This window comes from Streptomyces sp. NPDC001492 (assembly GCF_053597275.1).
Genome location: NZ_JBSFHW010000061.1, coordinates 1 through 16,305, shown reverse-complemented (window position 1 = coordinate 16,305; position 16,305 = coordinate 1). Strand labels below are relative to the sequence as shown.

Genomic DNA, 16,305 nt, shown 5'->3' with positions numbered 1-16,305 from the left:
CACGCCGGACCGACCGCACCCCGTGCCGCTTCGGAGGCACGGGGCACTCCTCGAAGAGGGAATGGCCTGGTCAGCGCATGTATTCATAGCATCGACAGAGCGCGGGGAGGGAGTTCACCAAGCTCCGGCCACCCGGCCCTGCTTCCGGGAACGCACCGCCGCCCGTCCATCCCCCGCCCGGGCGGCCGCGGCCGGCGCCTCCCTTCCCGCGCCTTGGAGTCTGTGTCCCCTTCGCACTCCCCCACTGCCACGCAAAGGCGTGGGGCCCGGCCGCGTTGTCGAAAGGCCCTGGCAGCTCCGCTGTGAGGGCCTTCCGGCGCTCGCGTTCGCACGCCCGGGACACCGCGCGCCGATCCGGCCGGGAACAGGACACAGGCCCCCGCGACGACACCGGCCACGGCCGCGCGGTCGTCGCCTGTCTGCTCGTGACCCAAGTCATCACCCACGCCGCAATCACTGGAGGGCACCATCGTGAGCACAGCTGTCTCCCCCGCCCGTTTCCGAGGCCGGGTCGCCCTGGTCACCGGGGCGAGCCGGGGTATCGGGTTCGCCGTCGCCGAGCGCCTGGTCGCCGAGGGCGCCCGGGTCTGCGTCACCGCCCGCTCGGCCGGACCGCTGGCGGAGGCCGTCGAGCGCCTCGGCGGTCGCCGCCACGCCGTGGCCGTGGCAGGCAAGGCGGACGACGACGCCCACCGGGCCGAGGCCGTCGAGCGGACGCTGGACGCCTTCGGGCGGCTGGACGTCCTGGTCAACAACACGGGCATCAACCCGGTGTTCGGCCCGGTCCTCGATCTGACGGAGTCCGCCTGGCGCAAGGTGTTCGACGTCAATGTGCTGGCGGCGCTGGGCTGGCTGCGCCGCGCCCGCGAGGCGTGGATGGGCGAGCACGGCGGCAGCGTGGTGAACATGACCGCCGTGGCCGGGTTGAAGCCCGCGACCGGGATCGGTGTCTACGGCGCCAGCAAGGCCGCGCTGATCCACCTCACCGAGCAGCTGGGCCAGGAGCTCGGCCCGCACATCCGCGTCAACTCGGTGGCCCCCGCCGTGGTGAAGACCCGCTTCGCGTCGAAGCTCTACGAGGAGCGCGAGCAGCAGCTCACCGCGGACTACGCGCTACGCCGCCTCGGCGCCCCCGAGGACATCGCGGCGGCGGTCGCGTACCTGGCCTCGGACGACGCCTCCTGGGTGACGGGCCAGACCCTGGTCGTCGACGGCGGGCTGACCACGGTGGGCGGCGGTATCTGAACCGCCTTGCCGGACAGACGACTTCGGGCCTTCCCCCAGCCGGGGAAGGCCCGAAGTCGTATCGGTCGTACCGGGGTTCAGACCCCGCGGCGCGAGCCGTCCTGGTTGATCGGGGACCACCACAGGGCCGAGGTCGAGCCGCCGTCGCCGAGGATGACCCCGCGGCCCTCCACGATGCGGCCGTCCCGCCAGCGCAGGAAGTGCAGCGCCGTCACGTCGAGCAGGTCGTACGGCGAGGTGCTGTCCGCGGGCGCTCCCGCCCGCAGCGCGCGGTTGGTGTTGACGTCGACCGAGTACCCGTCCTCGGCGTTGACCATGATGGTCACGTTCTCGGCGGTGTAGGTCCCTCCGGACAGCTCGCCCACGGTCTTGAGGAACCCGAGGAAGCTGTCCAGCCCCTCGTGCCGGCCGGCGTGCGCGTGGTTGCCGGGTATCTCGAAGGTGACGTCCTCGTCCCAGTACTCCAGCATGGCCTGGCGGTCGCCCGACGCCAGGGCGCCGAAGGCCTCACGGACTCGTTCGACGGTCAGCTCGCTCATGATGTTCTCCCTCGTTGGTTGTGCTGCGGACGGTTTGGTCGTCCTGGGGGTGTGGGGACAGGCGGTTGCCGGGGCGGCCTGCTGTTCCGGCAGCCGCCCCGGCAACCCGTCGGTGCGTCAGGCCGCGACCCTGTCCGGCTCGGCCTGCGGCGCGGCCTCGGCCGCGGGGGCCGCCTGGCGGGACTTGGCGCCGACGGCGGCGACGAGCACGGTCGCGGCGGCGCAGAAGCCCGCCATGATCCACAGCGCGGTGTGCAGACCGCCGGTGTAGGCCGACGTGGCCACCTGGTGGAAGGCGGCGCGGGCGCTCGCCGGCACGGTGGACTCCGGTCCGGACAGCTGCCCCTGGTTCAGCGCGTTGGCCAGCTCCCCCGGCTTCCCGCCGTACGGGCCGCCGAAGGCGTCCAGCTTGCTGCCGAGTTCCACCCGGGTGAAGTTGACGAGCAGTGAGCCGACCACCGCGATGCCGGTGGCCTCGCCCGCCAGCCGCATGGTGTTGAACATGCCCGCGGCCATCCCGGCCCGCTCCGGCTCGACGCTGGAGACCGCCGCGCCGTCCATCACGCCGAAGGAGACGCCGATCCCGATGCCGATCACCGCGTACGGGCCCAGCGCGGCCCAGTTGCCGATGCCGGGGTGCACCACCGTCAGCCAGGCCGTGCCGATCGCGGTCAGGCCGACGGAGGCGGTGACCATGTGCCGCACCGGGATCCAGCGCAGCAGGTATCCGGTGATCAGGGGGAAGAAGATGGTCGGCACGGTGAGCATCAGCATGTCGACGCCGGCGTGCATCGTGGTCTGGCCGTTGACGGCGGTGAGATAGCTGGGCAGGTAGACCAGCAGCGGGGTGAAGGCCAGGACCAGGGCGACCACGCCGACGCACAGCGACACGAACTGCGGCTGCCGGAACAGGCCCAGGTCGAACATCGGCCGCTCCTGCCGCTTCTCCACCACGACGAACAGGGCGAAGAGCACGGCGCAGGCGACGTACATGACCAGGTTGAAGGCGGAGGTCCAGCCGAGCGCGGAGCCCTCGATCAGGGCGGCGATCAGCGCGGTCAGCGCACCGCTGAAGGTGATGGTGCCGGCCCAGTCGACGCGGCCCGCCTGCGGGTCGCGGGACTCCGGCAGGCGGGTGGCGAGGGCGAGCACCACGGCTCCCGCGATCGCGGGGACCAGGAACACGGACCGCCAGCCGAAGTTGGTGGACAGGGCGCCCGCGATGAACGGTCCGAAGGCCATGCCCACGCCCACGGTGGTGCCGAAGACGCCGAACGCCTTCGCCCGCGCGGGCCCGTCGAAGACCTGGGCGAGCGTGGCGCTGCCGGACGTCAGCACGGCGGCCGCGCCCACACCGGCGACGACCCGCGAGGCGTCCAGCAGCGCGATGTTGCCGGACAGCGCGGAGACCAGCGAGCACAGCGTGAAGACGGCGGTGCCCAGGACGAAGACCTTGCGGCGTCCGAACCGGTCGGCGAAGGCGCCGGAGGCGAGCATGAAGCCGGCGAAGGTCAGGTCGTAGCCGTTCACGATCCACTCGTCGGCGGCCAGGCTGCTGTGGAAGTCGGCGGCGACACCGGGTATGGCCACGGACGCGCCGGTCAGCGAGATCGGCAGCAGCAGCGATGCGAGCACCACGGTGACAAGACTTACGACGGGATTGCGGGACGTATTCGGGGACGGATCCCTCATGATTCTCTTCCTCCAGAAAAACTGCCGGTGTCCATGGCAATTCCACGCTAGGGACCGGAACCGGGTCCGTATATTCCCCTTGTGGTCCAGCGAGTGTTTCTTTGGAGGCACACCTGGGCATCCACCCAGGTCAGCGTGTTACTTTCGTTTGCTGCGGCGGCACGTTCGGACAATATCCGCGCTTTATCCGGCGCTGTGGAACTAGCGTCCGGAATTGCCCGTGCCCATCGGCCGGTGCGAGTATCCGAAACGCTGGGAGAGCGCACATGTCCAAGGTCAACCCCGTCCTGGTGGTCGGCGCCGGGCCGATCGGCCTGGTGATCGCCTGTGAACTGCTCGGTCAGGGCGTCCCCGTCCGGATCGTCGACGCCGAACGCGACCACTCGGCCCACTCCCGGGCCACCACCATCTGGCCGCGCCCGCTCGAACTCCTGCGCAGGATCGGCGTCGCGGACCGCCTGGTCGACAGCGGCCACCGCATCCAGGGCGTGGCGTACTACTCGGACCGCCGCCCTCTCGCGACGGCCTGGCTGAACCGCCTGGAGGACACCCCGTACCCCTTCGCCGTCGGCCTGCCCCAGGACCGCACCGAGGCACTGCTCGAACAGCGCCTGTCGGAGCTCGGCGGCAAGGTCGAGCGCGGGGTGCGGCTCGAGACGCTGGACGCCGGCGGGCCGCGCGCGCGGGCGGTGCTCGCCCTGCCGGACGGCCTCACCGAGGAGATCGAGGCGGAGTGGGTCGTCGGCGCCGACGGCGCGCACAGCACGGTGCGCAAGGAGCTGGGCCTCGGCTTCGAGGGCTCCAAGCTGCCGATCAACTTCGCCATCACCGACGCCGAGCTGTCCGGAGAGATACCGGCGGACCTGGTGAGCTACTGCTACACGGCCGCGGGCGGCCTCGGGCTCGCCCCGGTCTCCCCCGGCGTCCACCGCATCGCCGTCGCGGTGCCGCCCGAGATGGCCGGGACCACGCCCACCCGCGCGTTCTTCCAGCAGGTGGTGTCCGACCGCGCGCCCGGTGGCGTCGAGGTGGGCGAGCTGCGCTTCAGCACGGTCTTCCAGGTCCACGTCCGCAGCGCGCCCGGCTTCCGCCGCGGCCGGGCCTTCCTCGCGGGCGACGCCGCCCACCTCATGAGTCCCGCGGGCGGGCAGGGCATGAACACCGGCCTGCTGGACGCCGCGAACCTGGGCTGGAAGCTGGCGGGCGTCCTGCGCGGCACCCTCGACGAGGCGATCCTCGACAGCTACGACGCCGAGCGGCGCCCCGCGGTGCACACGGTGACCCGGTCCACCTCCCTCCAGACCCGCTGGGGAGCCCTGACCAGGCCGGCCCAACTGGCGCTGCGCGACACGGCGGTACGGGCCGCGGGCCGCACCGGTGTCCTGCAACGGACCCTGGCGCCGGCCATCGGCCAGCTCACGTCGGGCTACCGCGCCCCGACCGCGCGCAGGACCTCCCTCGCAGGGCCGAAGGCCGTCCCCGGGGACCGGCTGCCCCTCCTGCTCGGCGAGGAACCGGTCCGCACCGGGGCGCCCTGGACCCGCATCACCGGCCGCTCGTACGCCGTACTGCTGCACCCCGGCCGCACCAGGCCGGCCGACTGGCGCAGGACCTGCGCGGCGATCCGCGCGGCCGTCGGCGACGAGGCCGAGGTGGTCGAGGCCCCCACCGACCCCCGAAGCCCGCTCACCAGGGCACTGGGCCGCCACCCGCTCGCGGCGATCGTCCGCCCCGACGGCCACCTCCACACCACCCTGCCCGACCTGAACCCCACCACGATCCGCACGACCCTCGCCCGGACCCGCCGGGAACCTCTGCCCGGCACCACACTCACCTGACCGGCACCGCCCCGAGGGGGCCGTCGGTCGAACTCGCACCGGCGGCCGCCAACGCCGTCGGCGGGTGCAGCGCCCTGTTTTTAGGGGCGCGGGGCTGTATCGATTTGCGGCTCCGCCGCGTGGGCGCGACCAGCCACAACGAACCCGCACCCGGCACACCACAACTCCCCCACGGCGAGCTGCCGCTCACACCCCCGTCCCACGCCAACGGCCCCCGCCTCACACCCGGCAGGGGCCGTGCACGCAGTGCGCCGAGGCGTCACCCCGCCATCGGCAGGGAGTGCTTACTGCGCGGACGGATGAGCTGAAGCGCCGCCGCCTTGTTCACCGCGTCCAGCCGGGACACCGCGTCCAGTTTGTCGAAGATCTTCCTCAGATGGCGCTTGACGGTGCCCTCGGTGATACCGAGGCGGGCGCCGATCTGCCGGTTGCTCAGCGCCTCGGCGACCAGGGTGAGCACCTCCGTCTCGCGCTTGGAGATCACGGCGGCCCGACCGGCTCCCTCGGCGGCGGCGAGCGGCGGCATCGACACCGTGACCACCGTGCGCCCACCGCCGGGCCGCTCCCGGATGGCCGCGAGCAGGGACTGACGGCTGGCGCTCTTGTGGAGATAGCCGCGCACCCCGAGCGCCAGCAGCCGGCGCACGAGCGCCGGGTGGTCGTCCATGCTCAGGACGATGATCCGCAGCCCCGGCCGGCGCTCCAGAAGCCGGCGCACGGTGGCCCCCGGGTCCTCGTTGTACGGCATCTGCACGTCGATCAGCGCGACGTCGGGCCGCAGTTCCGCGGCGGCCCGCACGGCGGCGCGGGCGTCGCCGACCTGTGCGACCACCTCCATGTCGGGCTCGCTCTGCAGGAGTTCGACCATCGCCTCGCGCAGGAGGGTGTGATCGTCGGCGACGAGTATGCGGGTCGGGGCGTCAGACATGGCGGGTGTTCCTCTCCTTGACCGGGACCCAGAGCGTGATCCGGGTGCCGCGCCTGGGTGCGCTGGTGACCGTGGTGACGCCGCCGACCGCCTGGATCCGCTCCCGCATGCCGAGCAGTCCGTTGGTCGAACCGCGTTCGCCGACCCCGGCGGGGTCGAAGCCGTCCCCGTCGTCGGCCACCGAGGCGTGCAGTTCCCGGGCGTCCCATGTGATGTGGACGGCGACGTGCCGGGCGTGCGCATGGGCCACGGCGTTGCGCATCGCCTCGCGGACCGCGAGGAACACGGCGTCCGCCACGGCCGCCGGCAGCAGACCGTCCACGCCGTCGACCCGCAGGTCCACCCTCGGCTCGCTGATCTCCATGGCCTGCACGAAGCCGCGCAGTGCGTCCTCGATCGAGAAGGGTGCGACCGCCGGCGGCGAGTCCCGCAGTGCCGAGGTCACCTGCCGGGTCGCGCACAGGACGTCCACCACGGCGGCCCGTACCTGCTCCAGACGGGCGGCGGCCTCCGGGTCGGACCCCGCCGCCGTGGTCTCCAGCATGTCCAGACGGCGCAGTGCCAGCGCCAGTCCGCTGCCGATCCGGTCGTGCACTTCCCGTGCCAGCACCTTGCAGACGTCCGTCGGCGCCGACTGTGCCGTCCCTGCTGTCTCTGTATCCCTCACCGGGTCCTCGCTCTCCCCCGTACGGTCTCCTGGCCGAGTAGGCCCTACATCCAAGAAGAATATAGAGAGCTCTCTTTTTTTCCAGCGAGTTCGAGCCCGATCGAGTACACAGATGGCAAAGAAAAAAGAGTGACCTCTTTGCTTTAGGCGGCGGGCACCGCGATGCCGTGGCACACGAAGGGCCACAGGCGCGACATGACACCCGCCGCCCCCCTGCACCGCTCCTGCCCCGACGCGGTGCGCGGGTGCACCTCCGCAGCGGTGAGCAGGTACATCACCAGTCCCGCCACCACGGGCGGCCGGACACCGTGCCGCAACTCCCCCGCCGCTTCCGCCTCCTTGAGCAACTGGGACAGCGTCGGCGTCCACGAGGAGTGCCAGGCCGGAACGATGTCCGGCCGCTCCCGCGCCAGCAGCGAGGCGGCACGCACCACGACGTCCTCGTCCAGGAGCCGGGCGAGCGCCTGCAGCAGCACCCCGACGGCGCGCAGCGGGGACGCCTGCCCGGCGGCGGCGGACGCGGTCCGCTCGCCGGCAACGGTCGCGGCGCGTTCGACCACGGCTTCGGCAAGTTCGCTCTTGCTGGCGAAATGAAAGGTCAGCGCCCCCATGGAGACCCGTGCGGACCTGCTGATCGCGACCAGGGTGGCCCCGTTGTAGCCCTTGTCGTCCACGACATCGGCCGCGGCCCTGATGAGAGCTTCGCGCGTGCGCTCCGCCCTGGCCTGTACTGCCATGCATCCTCCAAAGTCCCGAGGCCGACCGGCCGCCCCGCGGTCGGCACCGGCCGGACCGTGGACGTAAATAAAAGAGATCCCTCTATATTATTCTGGCAGTGGCGACCGCTTCGCAAGCAGGCGGAATGAGCCACTCCACCATCGCCCGCACGACGGGGCCCCAGGAACGGGAACAGGCCCCCCTGCCTCGGTGAGGCAGGGGGGCCCGACGAAGTCGCCGTGACACCGGGGCCGCCCCTAGCGGGCGCCCCTTCGCTCCAGCGGGCCCGGGCCGGGGTCGGTGGCGAGCAGTTCCCAGATCAGGTCGCTGCGGTAGTGGTGGTCCCGGCCCAGCAGCTCCAACTGCCGCTGTCCCCAACGGCCTTGTGTGTTCGCGAGCAGCGCGGTGCACTGCCCCCAGTCGGCGTCCCCGCGCGCGGGCTCGGCGAGTCCGCGTGCGGCCAGGACCCGCCTGAGGCGGCCGCTGGTCACCGGCACCGGATGGGCGGCGTGATGCACCCCGCGCACCGGCGTGCCCGCGGTGACGGCCGCGGCGGCCAGCCGCGCGAGGTCGTCCACGTCCACGAGGGACAGCAGCGCCGTGCCGCCGTCCCACTCGGGCGGTACGCGCCGGGTGAGTTCGGCGAGGGCCGGACCCACCCAGCGGTCCCCCTCGCCGATCACCAGACCCGGCCGCAGCACCAGCGCACCGGCCGCCAGGGCCGGCCCTTCGGCGGCGAGGCGGCTGCGGCTGGCCTCGGACACCGGCTCCGCGTCGACCCCGTCGACGTCGATCCCGCGGTGCGGACCGGCGCCGTAGACCGCGGCCGTGGAGAAGTGGACGATACGGTCGGCCCCGGCCTCCCGGGCGGCCGCCATGACGGCGGTGGTCCCCTCGAGGTTCACCGACCAGGCCTGCCGGGCATCGCCCCCGACGTAGGAGACGGCGTGCACGACGGCGTCGATGCCCTTGAAAGCGGCCTGAAGTGACGCCGCGTCAGTGACGTCGGCCCGGACCCGCTCCACCGTGCCCTCGCCCGGCACCTCGGCACTCGCGCCGCGGGCCAGCGCACGCACCCGCAGCGGCCGGCCGCCGGGAGCCGTGCGGGCGGCCAGCGCTCGTACCACCGCGGAGCCGATGAAGCCCGTGGAGCCCGTCACCGCGACGGTCCACGGGCCGGCCGCGCCGTCCGGGGTCACTGCGCCGTCTCCGGCCCCCGCACGCCGAAGTCCAGCTTGCCGATCGTCTCGGGCGTGGCGACCGCGGGCAGGAAGTACTGCCACAGTTCGACGATCCGCTCCCGGAGGTCCTCATGGCCGGTGCTGATCCGGGACAGCAGCTGGGTTCCGCTGTAGGCGGCCACCAGCACCCGGGCGAACCCGGCGGGGTCCACGCCCTCGCGCAGCTCGCCGAGCGCGTCGGCGGCGATGAGCTCCTCCTTGAACCGGGTGATCCACAGCTGGTAGGCGGTGTCGTCCTGGATGCCGAAGGCACCCTGCTCGACGGCCAGCCGCACGCCGGCCCGCAGCAGGACGTTGCTCCGCAGCTCGTGGGCCAGTTCGAGGGTGAGGTCGACCAGGCGCTGGAGTCCGCTGCGGCCGGTCCGCTCCGGCAGGTCGTCGGCCTGTTCGGCCATGACCGCCCTGGCCACGCCCTCCTTGGAGCCGAAGTGGAAGTACAGGGCCCCCATGGTGGACCCGGCCCGCTTGATGATCTTCGTGGTGCTCGTGCCGGCGTACCCCGCGAGGTCGAACTCCTCGGCGGCCGCCTTGATGAGAGCCGCCCTTGTCCGCACGGCACGCTCCTGTTGAGGCTGCGCCACTGGACCTCCTCGCTAAATAAACAGAGCACTCTCTTGGTTAGAACACGCACCAGGTTACGCACGGGCCTTGAGAGGTGTCCAGTGCACCGGTCAGCCGCTCCGCAGCCCCACGAAACCTCCTGGAACCGGAGGCCGATGTCCCACATGCCTTGATCGGTCCATGAGTGACCCTTTACCGCCCCTTGGGCCAAACAAACAGAGCACTCTTTATGTTTATGGGGCTGCGGCTGCCAGCCGCAGCGCTCACATACGTCTCAGGGGGATTCCGTATGTCCAGCACCATCCAGCATGTCCACTCCACCGTCCCGACCTGGGTGCCGGTGACCCAGGAGCAGGTGCACAAGCTCACCGCCTCGGAGGTACTGCTGACCCAGTGGTGCCAGAACGGGAACGACGTCTTCACCGTCCATGCCGACTGGCCGCAGGACCACGCCTTCTACGGACCGCGGCACGGCCTGCACGACCCCATGCTGCTGGCCGAGTCGATCCGCCAGTGCATACCGCTGCTCAGCCACGCCGCCTACGACGCCCCGGCGGGACACCGCCAGTCCTGGAGCCACTTCAGCTTCGCGCTGACCCCCGCCGCACTGGCCACCACCGCCGGTACGGCCTCGGTCGAACTCCGCGTGAGCTGCCACGACGTCGTCCGCCGCATGGGCCGTCTGGCCTGCATGCTGATGAAGGTCGACGTGATCCGGGACGGGGTCCGGGTGGGCACCGCCCAGACCCGGTTCGCCAACACCGCCCCCGCGCTCTACCAACGCCTGCGGGGCCCCTACGCCGACCTCGACGCCTCGATCGCCCGCGCGCTGCCGCTCCCCCCACCGGCCGCGCCCGCCCAGGTCGCCCGCCAGGACTTCGCCGACGTCGTCCTCTCACCGACCGACTCGCCCCGGCGTCACCAGCTGCGCGTCGACCTGGGCCACCCGGTGCTCTTCGACCACCCGGTCGACCACGCACCCGGCATGCTGCTCCTCGAAGCGGCGCGCCAGGCCAGCCACACGGCGGTGCAGCAGCCGGCCGCGATGCTCTCCATGGACGTCGTCTTCGCCCGTTACGCCGAACTCGACGCCCCCTGCTGGATCCACACCGACCCGTTCCCGACGGACCAGCCCGGTCAGCACCGGGTCCTGATCACCGCCGTACAGAACGACGTCTGTGTCTTCTCCAGCATCATCACGCTCCTGAGCGTCCCGCAGAACTGACCCCTCCCGCCCCGGCGCGCGCCACCAGCGAGTACCGCCGACAGACACGGCGGCGCAGGCGGGCGCCGGGGAGGATGCGGCGCACCGGCGGGGGCAGTTCACCAGGGGGTCCAGGGTCCATGAGCCCTCATGAGAGGCGCACCCCTCTGTTCCGGCTCCGCACCCGAGCCCGCAGCACCTCCTCCGGCGGCGCCACCCCCACCGCCTCCGGCGGGCACTCCCACTCCCGCCCGCCGCCGACCGGCCGCAACTGCACCCGCCCGCCGACATGCCCCATGACCTCGCCGACCCGCCCGTCCCGCACATCGGTTGCGTATGCACCGACCGCCGGCCGCTCCCCGCGCAGCACGGACGCCAGCTTCTCCGCCGTACGGACATTGCAGCGCCCGAGGTCGACGAGCGCGAACGGCTCCTCGCTCGCCGCGGTCACGGGATCGACGCAGAGGGACGGCAGGGCCACCCCGACGCCCGTGAGGGCCTGCCGCAGGCTTTCGACGACTTCTTCGGTCGACCGCACGTCGCTCGTACCTCCACGCTGAGTTTGCTGTTCGCAACACAGCGTGGCCGCAACGCCTCTAACCTGGCCATACGAAACGTTCCAACAACCCCCTCCGTACGACAGGGAGTTGCACATGCCGGGACCGAAGGACCTCGATCCGTCGTCATCGCCGCGGGCTCTGCTGGGCGCGGAGCTGCGGCACGCACGCGAGCAGGCCGGGCTGAGTCAGGAGGAGCTCGGGCTACGGCTGTTCGTGAGCGGGTCGTTCATCGGGCAGTTGGAGGCGGGGACTCGGCGGATGCAGCCGGAGTATGCGCGGTTGCTGGATGAGGTGTTGGAGACGGGGGGCTTTTTCCTGCGGAACTGCCGGGCGGCGGCCAAGTCCAAATACGAGTATCCGGAGCACTTCGCGGAGGTGGCGGAGACAGAGGCTCAAGCCAAGTGGATCAGGGAGTATGCACCGCTCCTGATCCCCGGATTGCTGCAGACGCCCACGTACGCAAGGGCCGTGAGCCGCGCGCACGACCCCACGGCCCCGGAGGAGACCATTGACGGGTGGGTGGATGGCCGGATGGCTCGGACCCGTCTACTCGCCCATCCAACAAGCCCAAGGTTGTGGGCCGTACTTGACGAGGCGGCGCTACGCCGGAAGGTCGGCAGCCGGGCAGTGATGGCGGAGGCCCTGGGCCACATCGCCGATCTGATACACCGGAGCCGGGCCCTCGTGCAGGTGCTGCCGTTCAGCGCAGGTGCGCACGCGGCGATGCAGGGCGCCATGAAGCTGATGGAGTTCGAGGACGCCCCTCCGCTGGTCTACTTCGAGGGGGTTTGCCACGGGCGGCTGGAGGACGATCCAGCCACGGTCACCCAACTGAGGTTCGTATTCGATCTCATCGTGGCCTCCGCACTCTCGCGGGAGAAGTCCCTGGCCCTGATCGAGGGGTTGGCGCAGGATTACGCCCATGAGGAACACCCCTGAATACGACCTGAGCACGGCCACCTGGCACAAGTCGAGCTACAGCGGCGGCGGTGGCGACAACTGCCTCGAAATAGCCGAAGGCCACCCCACCGTCGTCCCCGTCCGCGATTCAAAGAACCCCCTCGGCCCGAAGCTCGTGTTCCGGGCCGAGGCATGGACCGCGTTCGTCGAGGACGTGCGGGCCCACTAAGCAACCGTCGCCGCCTGCTGGGCGTTCAGGGCGGAGCGGATCTCCTCCTCGTCCGCCTGGCTGAGTGAGGTGTGCAGGACCTCGCCGCCGAACCGGGCTATACGCGGCAGCGCCTTGTCCGCGGTGGCGTCGTAGATCACCGCGATCACCGCGGCGTGCCCGGGTGCCAGGCGCTCGCCGAGGCTCTTGACGAACTGGGTCCGTTCGTCGTCCTCGGCGGTCGCGCCGACCGCTCCGCCCGCGGCCGCGCCGATGGCGGCGCCGAGCAGCGGCTGAAGGAGCAGCAGTCCGATCAGACCTCCCCACAGCGCACCGCCCAGGGCGCCGGAAGCGGCGGGGTGGGGCTTGCCGGGGATCTTCACCTCACCGTCGTGGTCACGGATGAGCAGTACCGCGTCGGCCACATGCACGGTGTGTTCGGTGTGCAGGGCGCGCAGTTCCGTGAGCGCCTGCTCGGCGACGGTCTCACTGGGGTACGCGACGGCGATCATGTCGGTCATCGGAATTCCTCCTGGTGCGACGGGACGCCGACCGACGGCCTCGAAAGTGTTCCCGGCCTTCGATCCAGCGCCTTGCGATGGCTCCATCATGGAGTTTGTCGGTCGTCTGAGTCAAGTGACAAAGTCGAGTTACTGAGAGGAGTTGCCGAGCCGGGTACCGCCCGTTGTCAGTGGCGCCTGCGAGGGTGGTGGGCACGGAGATCGAAGGGCTGGAGGGGGCACGGGATGACGGGCACGGACGGCGGCTGGGCGGGCATGGACTACCGGGGCTGGCAGGACCACCAGGAGGTGACGCGGCGCCTCGACGCGGGCGCCGACCCGGAGAGATGGGGTGTCGGAGGGTCGCGGCCCCTGCACCGGGCGGCGCTGTTCGGCTCGCCCGAGGTCGTCGCGGAACTGGCCCGGCGCGTGGCGGACGTGGACGCGCTGGAGGGCGGGACGACGGCACTGTGGGAGGCGGTGGTGGCGGGCCGTGCGGAGAACGCCCGGGCGCTGGTCGCCGCCGGAGCCGACCCGGGACGGGTGGGGCACGGCGGCTGGACGCCGGCGCGGCTGAGTCTCGCCGGACCGGAGCCCGAGCTGTTCGCCGGCCAGCCCGAAGCTCAGCCCGGTCTGACGGAGGCCGAGCGCGCGGTGGCGGCGGCGGGCCGACGGCTCATCGCGGCCCTCGGCGAGATCCACGACGAGGGCCTGGGACTGGCGTGCGTGGGCGGAATCGACGCGGCGGAGGCGATACGGCGCCTGGAGGCAACCCCGGCCGACCCCGAGCTGACGGCCGAGCTGGAGGAGGACCCGTACGCCCACGACCCGGACGAGACCCTGCGGATCGTCGGGGTGACGACCGTGCCGGGCGGCTGTGTCCTCACCCAGCCGTGGGGCTACGGACCTTCGATGCCCGGCGTCCACACCCGCCTCTCGGCGGGCACCGTCTCCTACGGCCTGTACGCCAATCCCAAGAGCGGCAACCAGGGCAGCATCCACCGCGACGGCGTCTGCGAGGGCTGGGACCTGCACCCGGGCGGCGGCCCGGACGCGGGGGACAGCCCCGAGGAGGTCCTGTTCTCGTACGTGTACAGCAGCCGGGCGGTGGCCTGCTCGCTCGCGTACGCCGGTCTGCGCCCGACCGACGCCCGAGGGGTCGTCGGCCCGCCGGACCACTGGGTCGAACTGCCGGACCGCGACTACTGGGCGACCTGACACCCGCACCCGAAGCTCAAGCGTCCTGCCCCGTGAACAGCACCTCGGACACCGAAAAGCTCAAGGAGTACGCACACTGATACCTATGAACCACGCCCAACTGACGGCCCTGGGCCGCGCCCTCCGCCTCCTCGGCGAGCACGGCGAATCCCTCACCGCCGACACCCCCGACGCCAGGCTCCACGAGGTCAAGGCCGACCTGAAGCGCGCCCTCGACCTCCTGCAGGAGAGCGTCACCGGCGCCGCGCCCGCCACCCGCTGCCCCGAGCACCCGAACGGCCCGGTCGACGAGAACGCCCACGACCTCTGCCTGCTCTGCGAGACCCGGCGCCGGGCGGCCCGCCGCGCCGAGTTCAACGGCGGCCCCGTGCCCCCGCACACCACCGAGACCGCCCCTTCCCGCTACGGCGTCAGCGCCGACCGCCCGCAGCCCCAGCAGCGCTGGCTGGCGGAGGCGTGGAACGGCCAGACCTGGCACCTGTGCGGGACGCCGAGGCGGGACCGCCGCGAGGCCGAGCTGTACCTCGCCGCTCAGCGCCGCGGCCCGCGCCCCGCGATGGCGTACCGGCTGGTGCACGAGTTCACCGACTACGAGGTGCTGCGCGTGTGGGGCACACCGGTGAAGGTCGACATCGAGCCGCTCGGAAACCTCTAGCGCCGCCTACTTGAGCAGCGGGAGCGGCGCGAACTCGTACCCCTCCCACAGCCGTCGCGAGGTCTCCTCCGGATACGGCCCGACCTGCGCCTTCGGCCCGGCATCCAGCACCTGCACCAGGCGTTCCTCCGGCTCGAACGCCGGCCAGCCCGGGTCCCCGGTTCGCGCGAACGCCGTCCAGGACTCCCGGAAACGGGACGACAGCGCCTCCCCCTCCGCGGTGGCTCCCGTACCCGCGAACAGCAACTGCCCCAGGTCCGCCTGGAACGTGCCGAACAGCAGCGGGATATCCAGTCCGTGGCAGGCGCCGAGGCCGCCCCCGCCGCCGGGGGCCGCCCAGGTCAGCTCGTACAGATGGGCGCGCCCGCCACCCGCGACCTGTGCCTCGGCCAGGTGCAGTGAGGGCATGTTGAACAACCAGTCCGTCTGCACGCGTTCGAACAGCTCACCCGGCGTGGCCTCGGGGAAGGCCGCGCGATACGCCCGCTCCCCGTCCGGCCCCGGACCGAACATCCGCAGCGCCCAGCCCGCCTGCTCTTCCCCGATCTTGCCCAGCATCCCGCCGAGCACGAGGAACAGCCGGAACTCGTCGCGGTTGTGCCCGACGAGCAGGTCGACGTCCTTTCCCGCGCCCGCCTTCAGCGCCTGCCAGGGAGTGCACGGCAGCACCTCGCCGTCGACCACCGGCGAGAAGGGGGTGGCCGTCGGGGCCACCTGCCCCCACCGGTCCGCGTACGACATCATCCGGGCGCTCAACGCCTCGCCCACCGAGGTCAGTTGCCGGGGATCGACGGTGGCGAGATCGGCCGCCGTCGGGCGCAGCCCCGCCTCCTCGGCGATGGCGGACGCGATGTCACGGGCCAGCTCGCCGGAGAAGTAGGTCCCCGGCATACTCTGCGCGACCGCCCGCCGGAACAGCCCCCGCGCGCTCGGCATGGCAAGCAGCGAGGCCACCGACCCGGCCCCGGCGGATTCACCGAAGACGGTCACCTGCCCGGGATCCCCGCCGAACCCCTCGATGTTTTCCCGCACCCACTCCAGCGCGGCCACCTGATCGAGCAGCCCCCGGTTGGCGGGCGCCCCCTCGATGAGCGCGAACCCCTCGATCCCCACTCGGTAGTTGAGCGTCACGACGACCACGTCACCGTCACGCGCGATGCGCTGGGCGTCGTAACCGGGACTGCCGGAGTGCCCCAGCTTGTAGGCCCCGCCGTAGATCCACACCATCACCGGCCGAAGACCGCCCGAATCCGCCTCCGGGGTCCAGACATTGACGGTCAGCCACTCGTCGCCCTCGGGGACGTTCAGCACGGCCCTGCGCCCCTGGAGGCCGGACTCCTGCGGAGGCGGCGGCCCGAACGCGTACGCCTCCCGGGTCCCCTCCCAGGCCCGCACCGGGCGCGGCGCCCCGAACCGGTCCTTCCCGACGGGCGGTTCGGCGAACGGAATGCCGCGGAACACCGCCAGCCCGTCCTCAAGGCGCCCACGCACGGCTCCGGCGACGGTACGCACGACAGTGGTCGTCATCATCAACTCCTGGTCTGGATCGCTGCGGGCCGCCACATATTTTCAGCCCGTCCGGCGTTCGAGGCCTCATTGCATGTCGGTGCGGCGGCCGGTGTCGGCAGCGGG

At 71.8% G+C, this 16,305-nt stretch carries 17 protein-coding genes; 7 read left to right on the top strand and 10 right to left on the bottom strand.

The genetic code is table 11. The annotated features are described in order from the left end of the window. Nucleotides 1–471: 471 nt before the first annotated feature. The gene (locus tag ACWC1K_RS44820) at nt 472–1,245 is read left to right on the top strand and encodes an SDR family oxidoreductase (RefSeq protein WP_450839338.1); all 774 of its coding nucleotides are present in this window, start codon (nt 472–474) and stop codon (nt 1,243–1,245) included. A 77-nt stretch (nt 1,246–1,322) separates the two neighbouring features. Here ACWC1K_RS44820 and ACWC1K_RS44815 read toward each other — a convergent pair whose 3' ends face one another. Both ACWC1K_RS44815 and ACWC1K_RS44810 read right to left on the bottom strand, forming a co-directional pair. Further along, nucleotides 1,323–1,784 (bottom strand): nuclear transport factor 2 family protein, encoded by a 462-nt coding sequence (locus tag ACWC1K_RS44815; protein ID WP_450839337.1) that lies wholly within the window; start codon nt 1,782–1,784, stop codon nt 1,323–1,325. A 117-nt stretch (nt 1,785–1,901) separates the two neighbouring features. Next, nucleotides 1,902–3,476 carry an MFS transporter gene (locus tag ACWC1K_RS44810; RefSeq protein ID WP_450839335.1) on the bottom strand — a complete coding sequence of 525 codons (1,575 nt, stop codon included), beginning with the start codon at nt 3,474–3,476 and terminating at the stop codon, nt 1,902–1,904. Between the two features lie 266 nt (nt 3,477–3,742). On the opposite strand from ACWC1K_RS44810, the gene ACWC1K_RS44805 reads away from it, so the two are divergent. Next, nucleotides 3,743–5,314 carry an FAD-dependent monooxygenase gene (locus ACWC1K_RS44805; protein ID WP_450839333.1) on the top strand — a complete coding sequence of 524 codons (1,572 nt, stop codon included), beginning with the start codon at nt 3,743–3,745 and terminating at the stop codon, nt 5,312–5,314. Nucleotides 5,315–5,573: 259 nt separating this feature from the next. Here the strand turns inward: ACWC1K_RS44805 and ACWC1K_RS44800 are convergent, their stop codons facing one another. The 5 genes from ACWC1K_RS44800 to ACWC1K_RS44780 form a co-directional block, all read right to left on the bottom strand. Beyond that, nucleotides 5,574–6,242, bottom strand: a complete 669-nt coding sequence (locus tag ACWC1K_RS44800; protein ID WP_450839332.1) for a response regulator transcription factor — start codon at nt 6,240–6,242, stop codon at nt 5,574–5,576. After that, entirely contained in the window at nt 6,235–6,909 is a 675-nt protein-coding gene (locus ACWC1K_RS44795; protein ID WP_450839330.1) for a sensor histidine kinase, read from the bottom strand. Before ACWC1K_RS44795 ends, ACWC1K_RS44800 begins: the two co-directional genes overlap by 8 nt. Before the next feature lie 143 nt (nt 6,910–7,052). Continuing rightward, nucleotides 7,053–7,646, bottom strand: a complete 594-nt coding sequence (locus ACWC1K_RS44790) for a TetR family transcriptional regulator (RefSeq protein WP_450839329.1) — start codon at nt 7,644–7,646, stop codon at nt 7,053–7,055. 237 nt (nt 7,647–7,883) lie between these two features. Further along, nucleotides 7,884–8,825, bottom strand: a complete 942-nt coding sequence (locus ACWC1K_RS44785; RefSeq protein ID WP_450839328.1) for an NAD-dependent epimerase/dehydratase family protein — start codon at nt 8,823–8,825, stop codon at nt 7,884–7,886. After that, entirely contained in the window at nt 8,822–9,448 is a 627-nt protein-coding gene (locus ACWC1K_RS44780; RefSeq protein WP_450839327.1) for a ScbR family autoregulator-binding transcription factor, read from the bottom strand. Before ACWC1K_RS44780 ends, ACWC1K_RS44785 begins: the two co-directional genes overlap by 4 nt. Nucleotides 9,449–9,717: 269 nt before the next feature. Here ACWC1K_RS44780 and ACWC1K_RS44775 point away from each other — a divergent pair, with 269 nt between their 5' ends. Then, the gene (locus ACWC1K_RS44775; protein ID WP_450839325.1) at nt 9,718–10,653 is read left to right on the top strand and encodes a ScbA/BarX family gamma-butyrolactone biosynthesis protein; all 936 of its coding nucleotides are present in this window, start codon (nt 9,718–9,720) and stop codon (nt 10,651–10,653) included. A 127-nt stretch (nt 10,654–10,780) separates the two neighbouring features. Here ACWC1K_RS44775 and ACWC1K_RS44770 read toward each other — a convergent pair whose 3' ends face one another. Then, on the bottom strand, nt 10,781–11,170 hold the full coding sequence (locus tag ACWC1K_RS44770; RefSeq protein ID WP_450839323.1) for a hypothetical protein: 390 nt from the start codon (nt 11,168–11,170) through the stop codon (nt 10,781–10,783). Nucleotides 11,171–11,285: 115 nt separating this feature from the next. Between ACWC1K_RS44770 and ACWC1K_RS44765 the strand changes: the two genes are divergently transcribed. Then, the gene (locus tag ACWC1K_RS44765) at nt 11,286–12,131 is read left to right on the top strand and encodes a helix-turn-helix domain-containing protein (protein ID WP_450839322.1); all 846 of its coding nucleotides are present in this window, start codon (nt 11,286–11,288) and stop codon (nt 12,129–12,131) included. Beyond that, nucleotides 12,115–12,321, top strand: a complete 207-nt coding sequence (locus ACWC1K_RS44760) for a DUF397 domain-containing protein (RefSeq protein ID WP_450839321.1) — start codon at nt 12,115–12,117, stop codon at nt 12,319–12,321. The genes ACWC1K_RS44765 and ACWC1K_RS44760 overlap by 17 nt, the downstream gene beginning before the upstream one ends. Here ACWC1K_RS44760 and ACWC1K_RS44755 read toward each other — a convergent pair. Continuing rightward, on the bottom strand, nt 12,318–12,821 hold the full coding sequence (locus tag ACWC1K_RS44755; protein WP_450839320.1) for a DUF1269 domain-containing protein: 504 nt from the start codon (nt 12,819–12,821) through the stop codon (nt 12,318–12,320). The two genes, ACWC1K_RS44760 and ACWC1K_RS44755, sit on opposite strands and share 4 nt — an antisense overlap. 225 nt (nt 12,822–13,046) lie before the next feature. Here ACWC1K_RS44755 and ACWC1K_RS44750 point away from each other — a divergent pair, with 225 nt between their 5' ends. Together ACWC1K_RS44750 and ACWC1K_RS44745 are read left to right on the top strand one after the other, a co-directional pair. Further along, nucleotides 13,047–14,018: an ankyrin repeat domain-containing protein gene (locus ACWC1K_RS44750; RefSeq protein ID WP_450839319.1), complete on the top strand. Its 972-nt coding sequence runs from the start codon at nt 13,047–13,049 to the stop codon at nt 14,016–14,018. 85 nt (nt 14,019–14,103) lie between these two features. Next, nucleotides 14,104–14,673 (top strand): hypothetical protein, encoded by a 570-nt coding sequence (locus tag ACWC1K_RS44745; protein ID WP_450839318.1) that lies wholly within the window; start codon nt 14,104–14,106, stop codon nt 14,671–14,673. A gap of 6 nt (nt 14,674–14,679) precedes the next feature. On the opposite strand, the gene ACWC1K_RS44740 is transcribed toward ACWC1K_RS44745, so the two are convergent. Beyond that, on the bottom strand, nt 14,680–16,200 hold the full coding sequence (locus tag ACWC1K_RS44740; RefSeq protein ID WP_450839317.1) for a carboxylesterase/lipase family protein: 1,521 nt from the start codon (nt 16,198–16,200) through the stop codon (nt 14,680–14,682). Between the last annotated feature and the right edge of the window lie 105 nt (nt 16,201–16,305).

Bases quoted from the DNA above. Each gene is read 5' to 3' on its own strand.
- ACWC1K_RS44740 (WP_450839317.1), bottom strand. From the start codon at position 16,200: ATGACGACCACTGTCGTGCGTACCGTCGCCGGAGCCGTGCGTGGGCGC.
- ACWC1K_RS44815 (WP_450839337.1), bottom strand. From the start codon at position 1,784: ATGAGCGAGCTGACCGTCGAACGAGTCCGTGAGGCCTTCGGCGCCCTG.
- ACWC1K_RS44755 (WP_450839320.1), bottom strand. From the start codon at position 12,821: ATGACCGACATGATCGCCGTCGCGTACCCCAGTGAGACCGTCGCCGAG.
- ACWC1K_RS44775 (WP_450839325.1), top strand. From the start codon at position 9,718: ATGTCCAGCACCATCCAGCATGTCCACTCCACCGTCCCGACCTGGGTG.
- ACWC1K_RS44750 (WP_450839319.1), top strand. From the start codon at position 13,047: ATGACGGGCACGGACGGCGGCTGGGCGGGCATGGACTACCGGGGCTGG.
- ACWC1K_RS44760 (WP_450839321.1), top strand. From the start codon at position 12,115: ATGAGGAACACCCCTGAATACGACCTGAGCACGGCCACCTGGCACAAG.
- ACWC1K_RS44765 (WP_450839322.1), top strand. From the start codon at position 11,286: ATGCCGGGACCGAAGGACCTCGATCCGTCGTCATCGCCGCGGGCTCTG.
- ACWC1K_RS44810 (WP_450839335.1), bottom strand. From the start codon at position 3,476: ATGAGGGATCCGTCCCCGAATACGTCCCGCAATCCCGTCGTAAGTCTT.
- ACWC1K_RS44805 (WP_450839333.1), top strand. From the start codon at position 3,743: ATGTCCAAGGTCAACCCCGTCCTGGTGGTCGGCGCCGGGCCGATCGGC.
- ACWC1K_RS44790 (WP_450839329.1), bottom strand. From the start codon at position 7,646: ATGGCAGTACAGGCCAGGGCGGAGCGCACGCGCGAAGCTCTCATCAGG.
- ACWC1K_RS44800 (WP_450839332.1), bottom strand. From the start codon at position 6,242: ATGTCTGACGCCCCGACCCGCATACTCGTCGCCGACGATCACACCCTC.
- ACWC1K_RS44745 (WP_450839318.1), top strand. From the start codon at position 14,104: ATGAACCACGCCCAACTGACGGCCCTGGGCCGCGCCCTCCGCCTCCTC.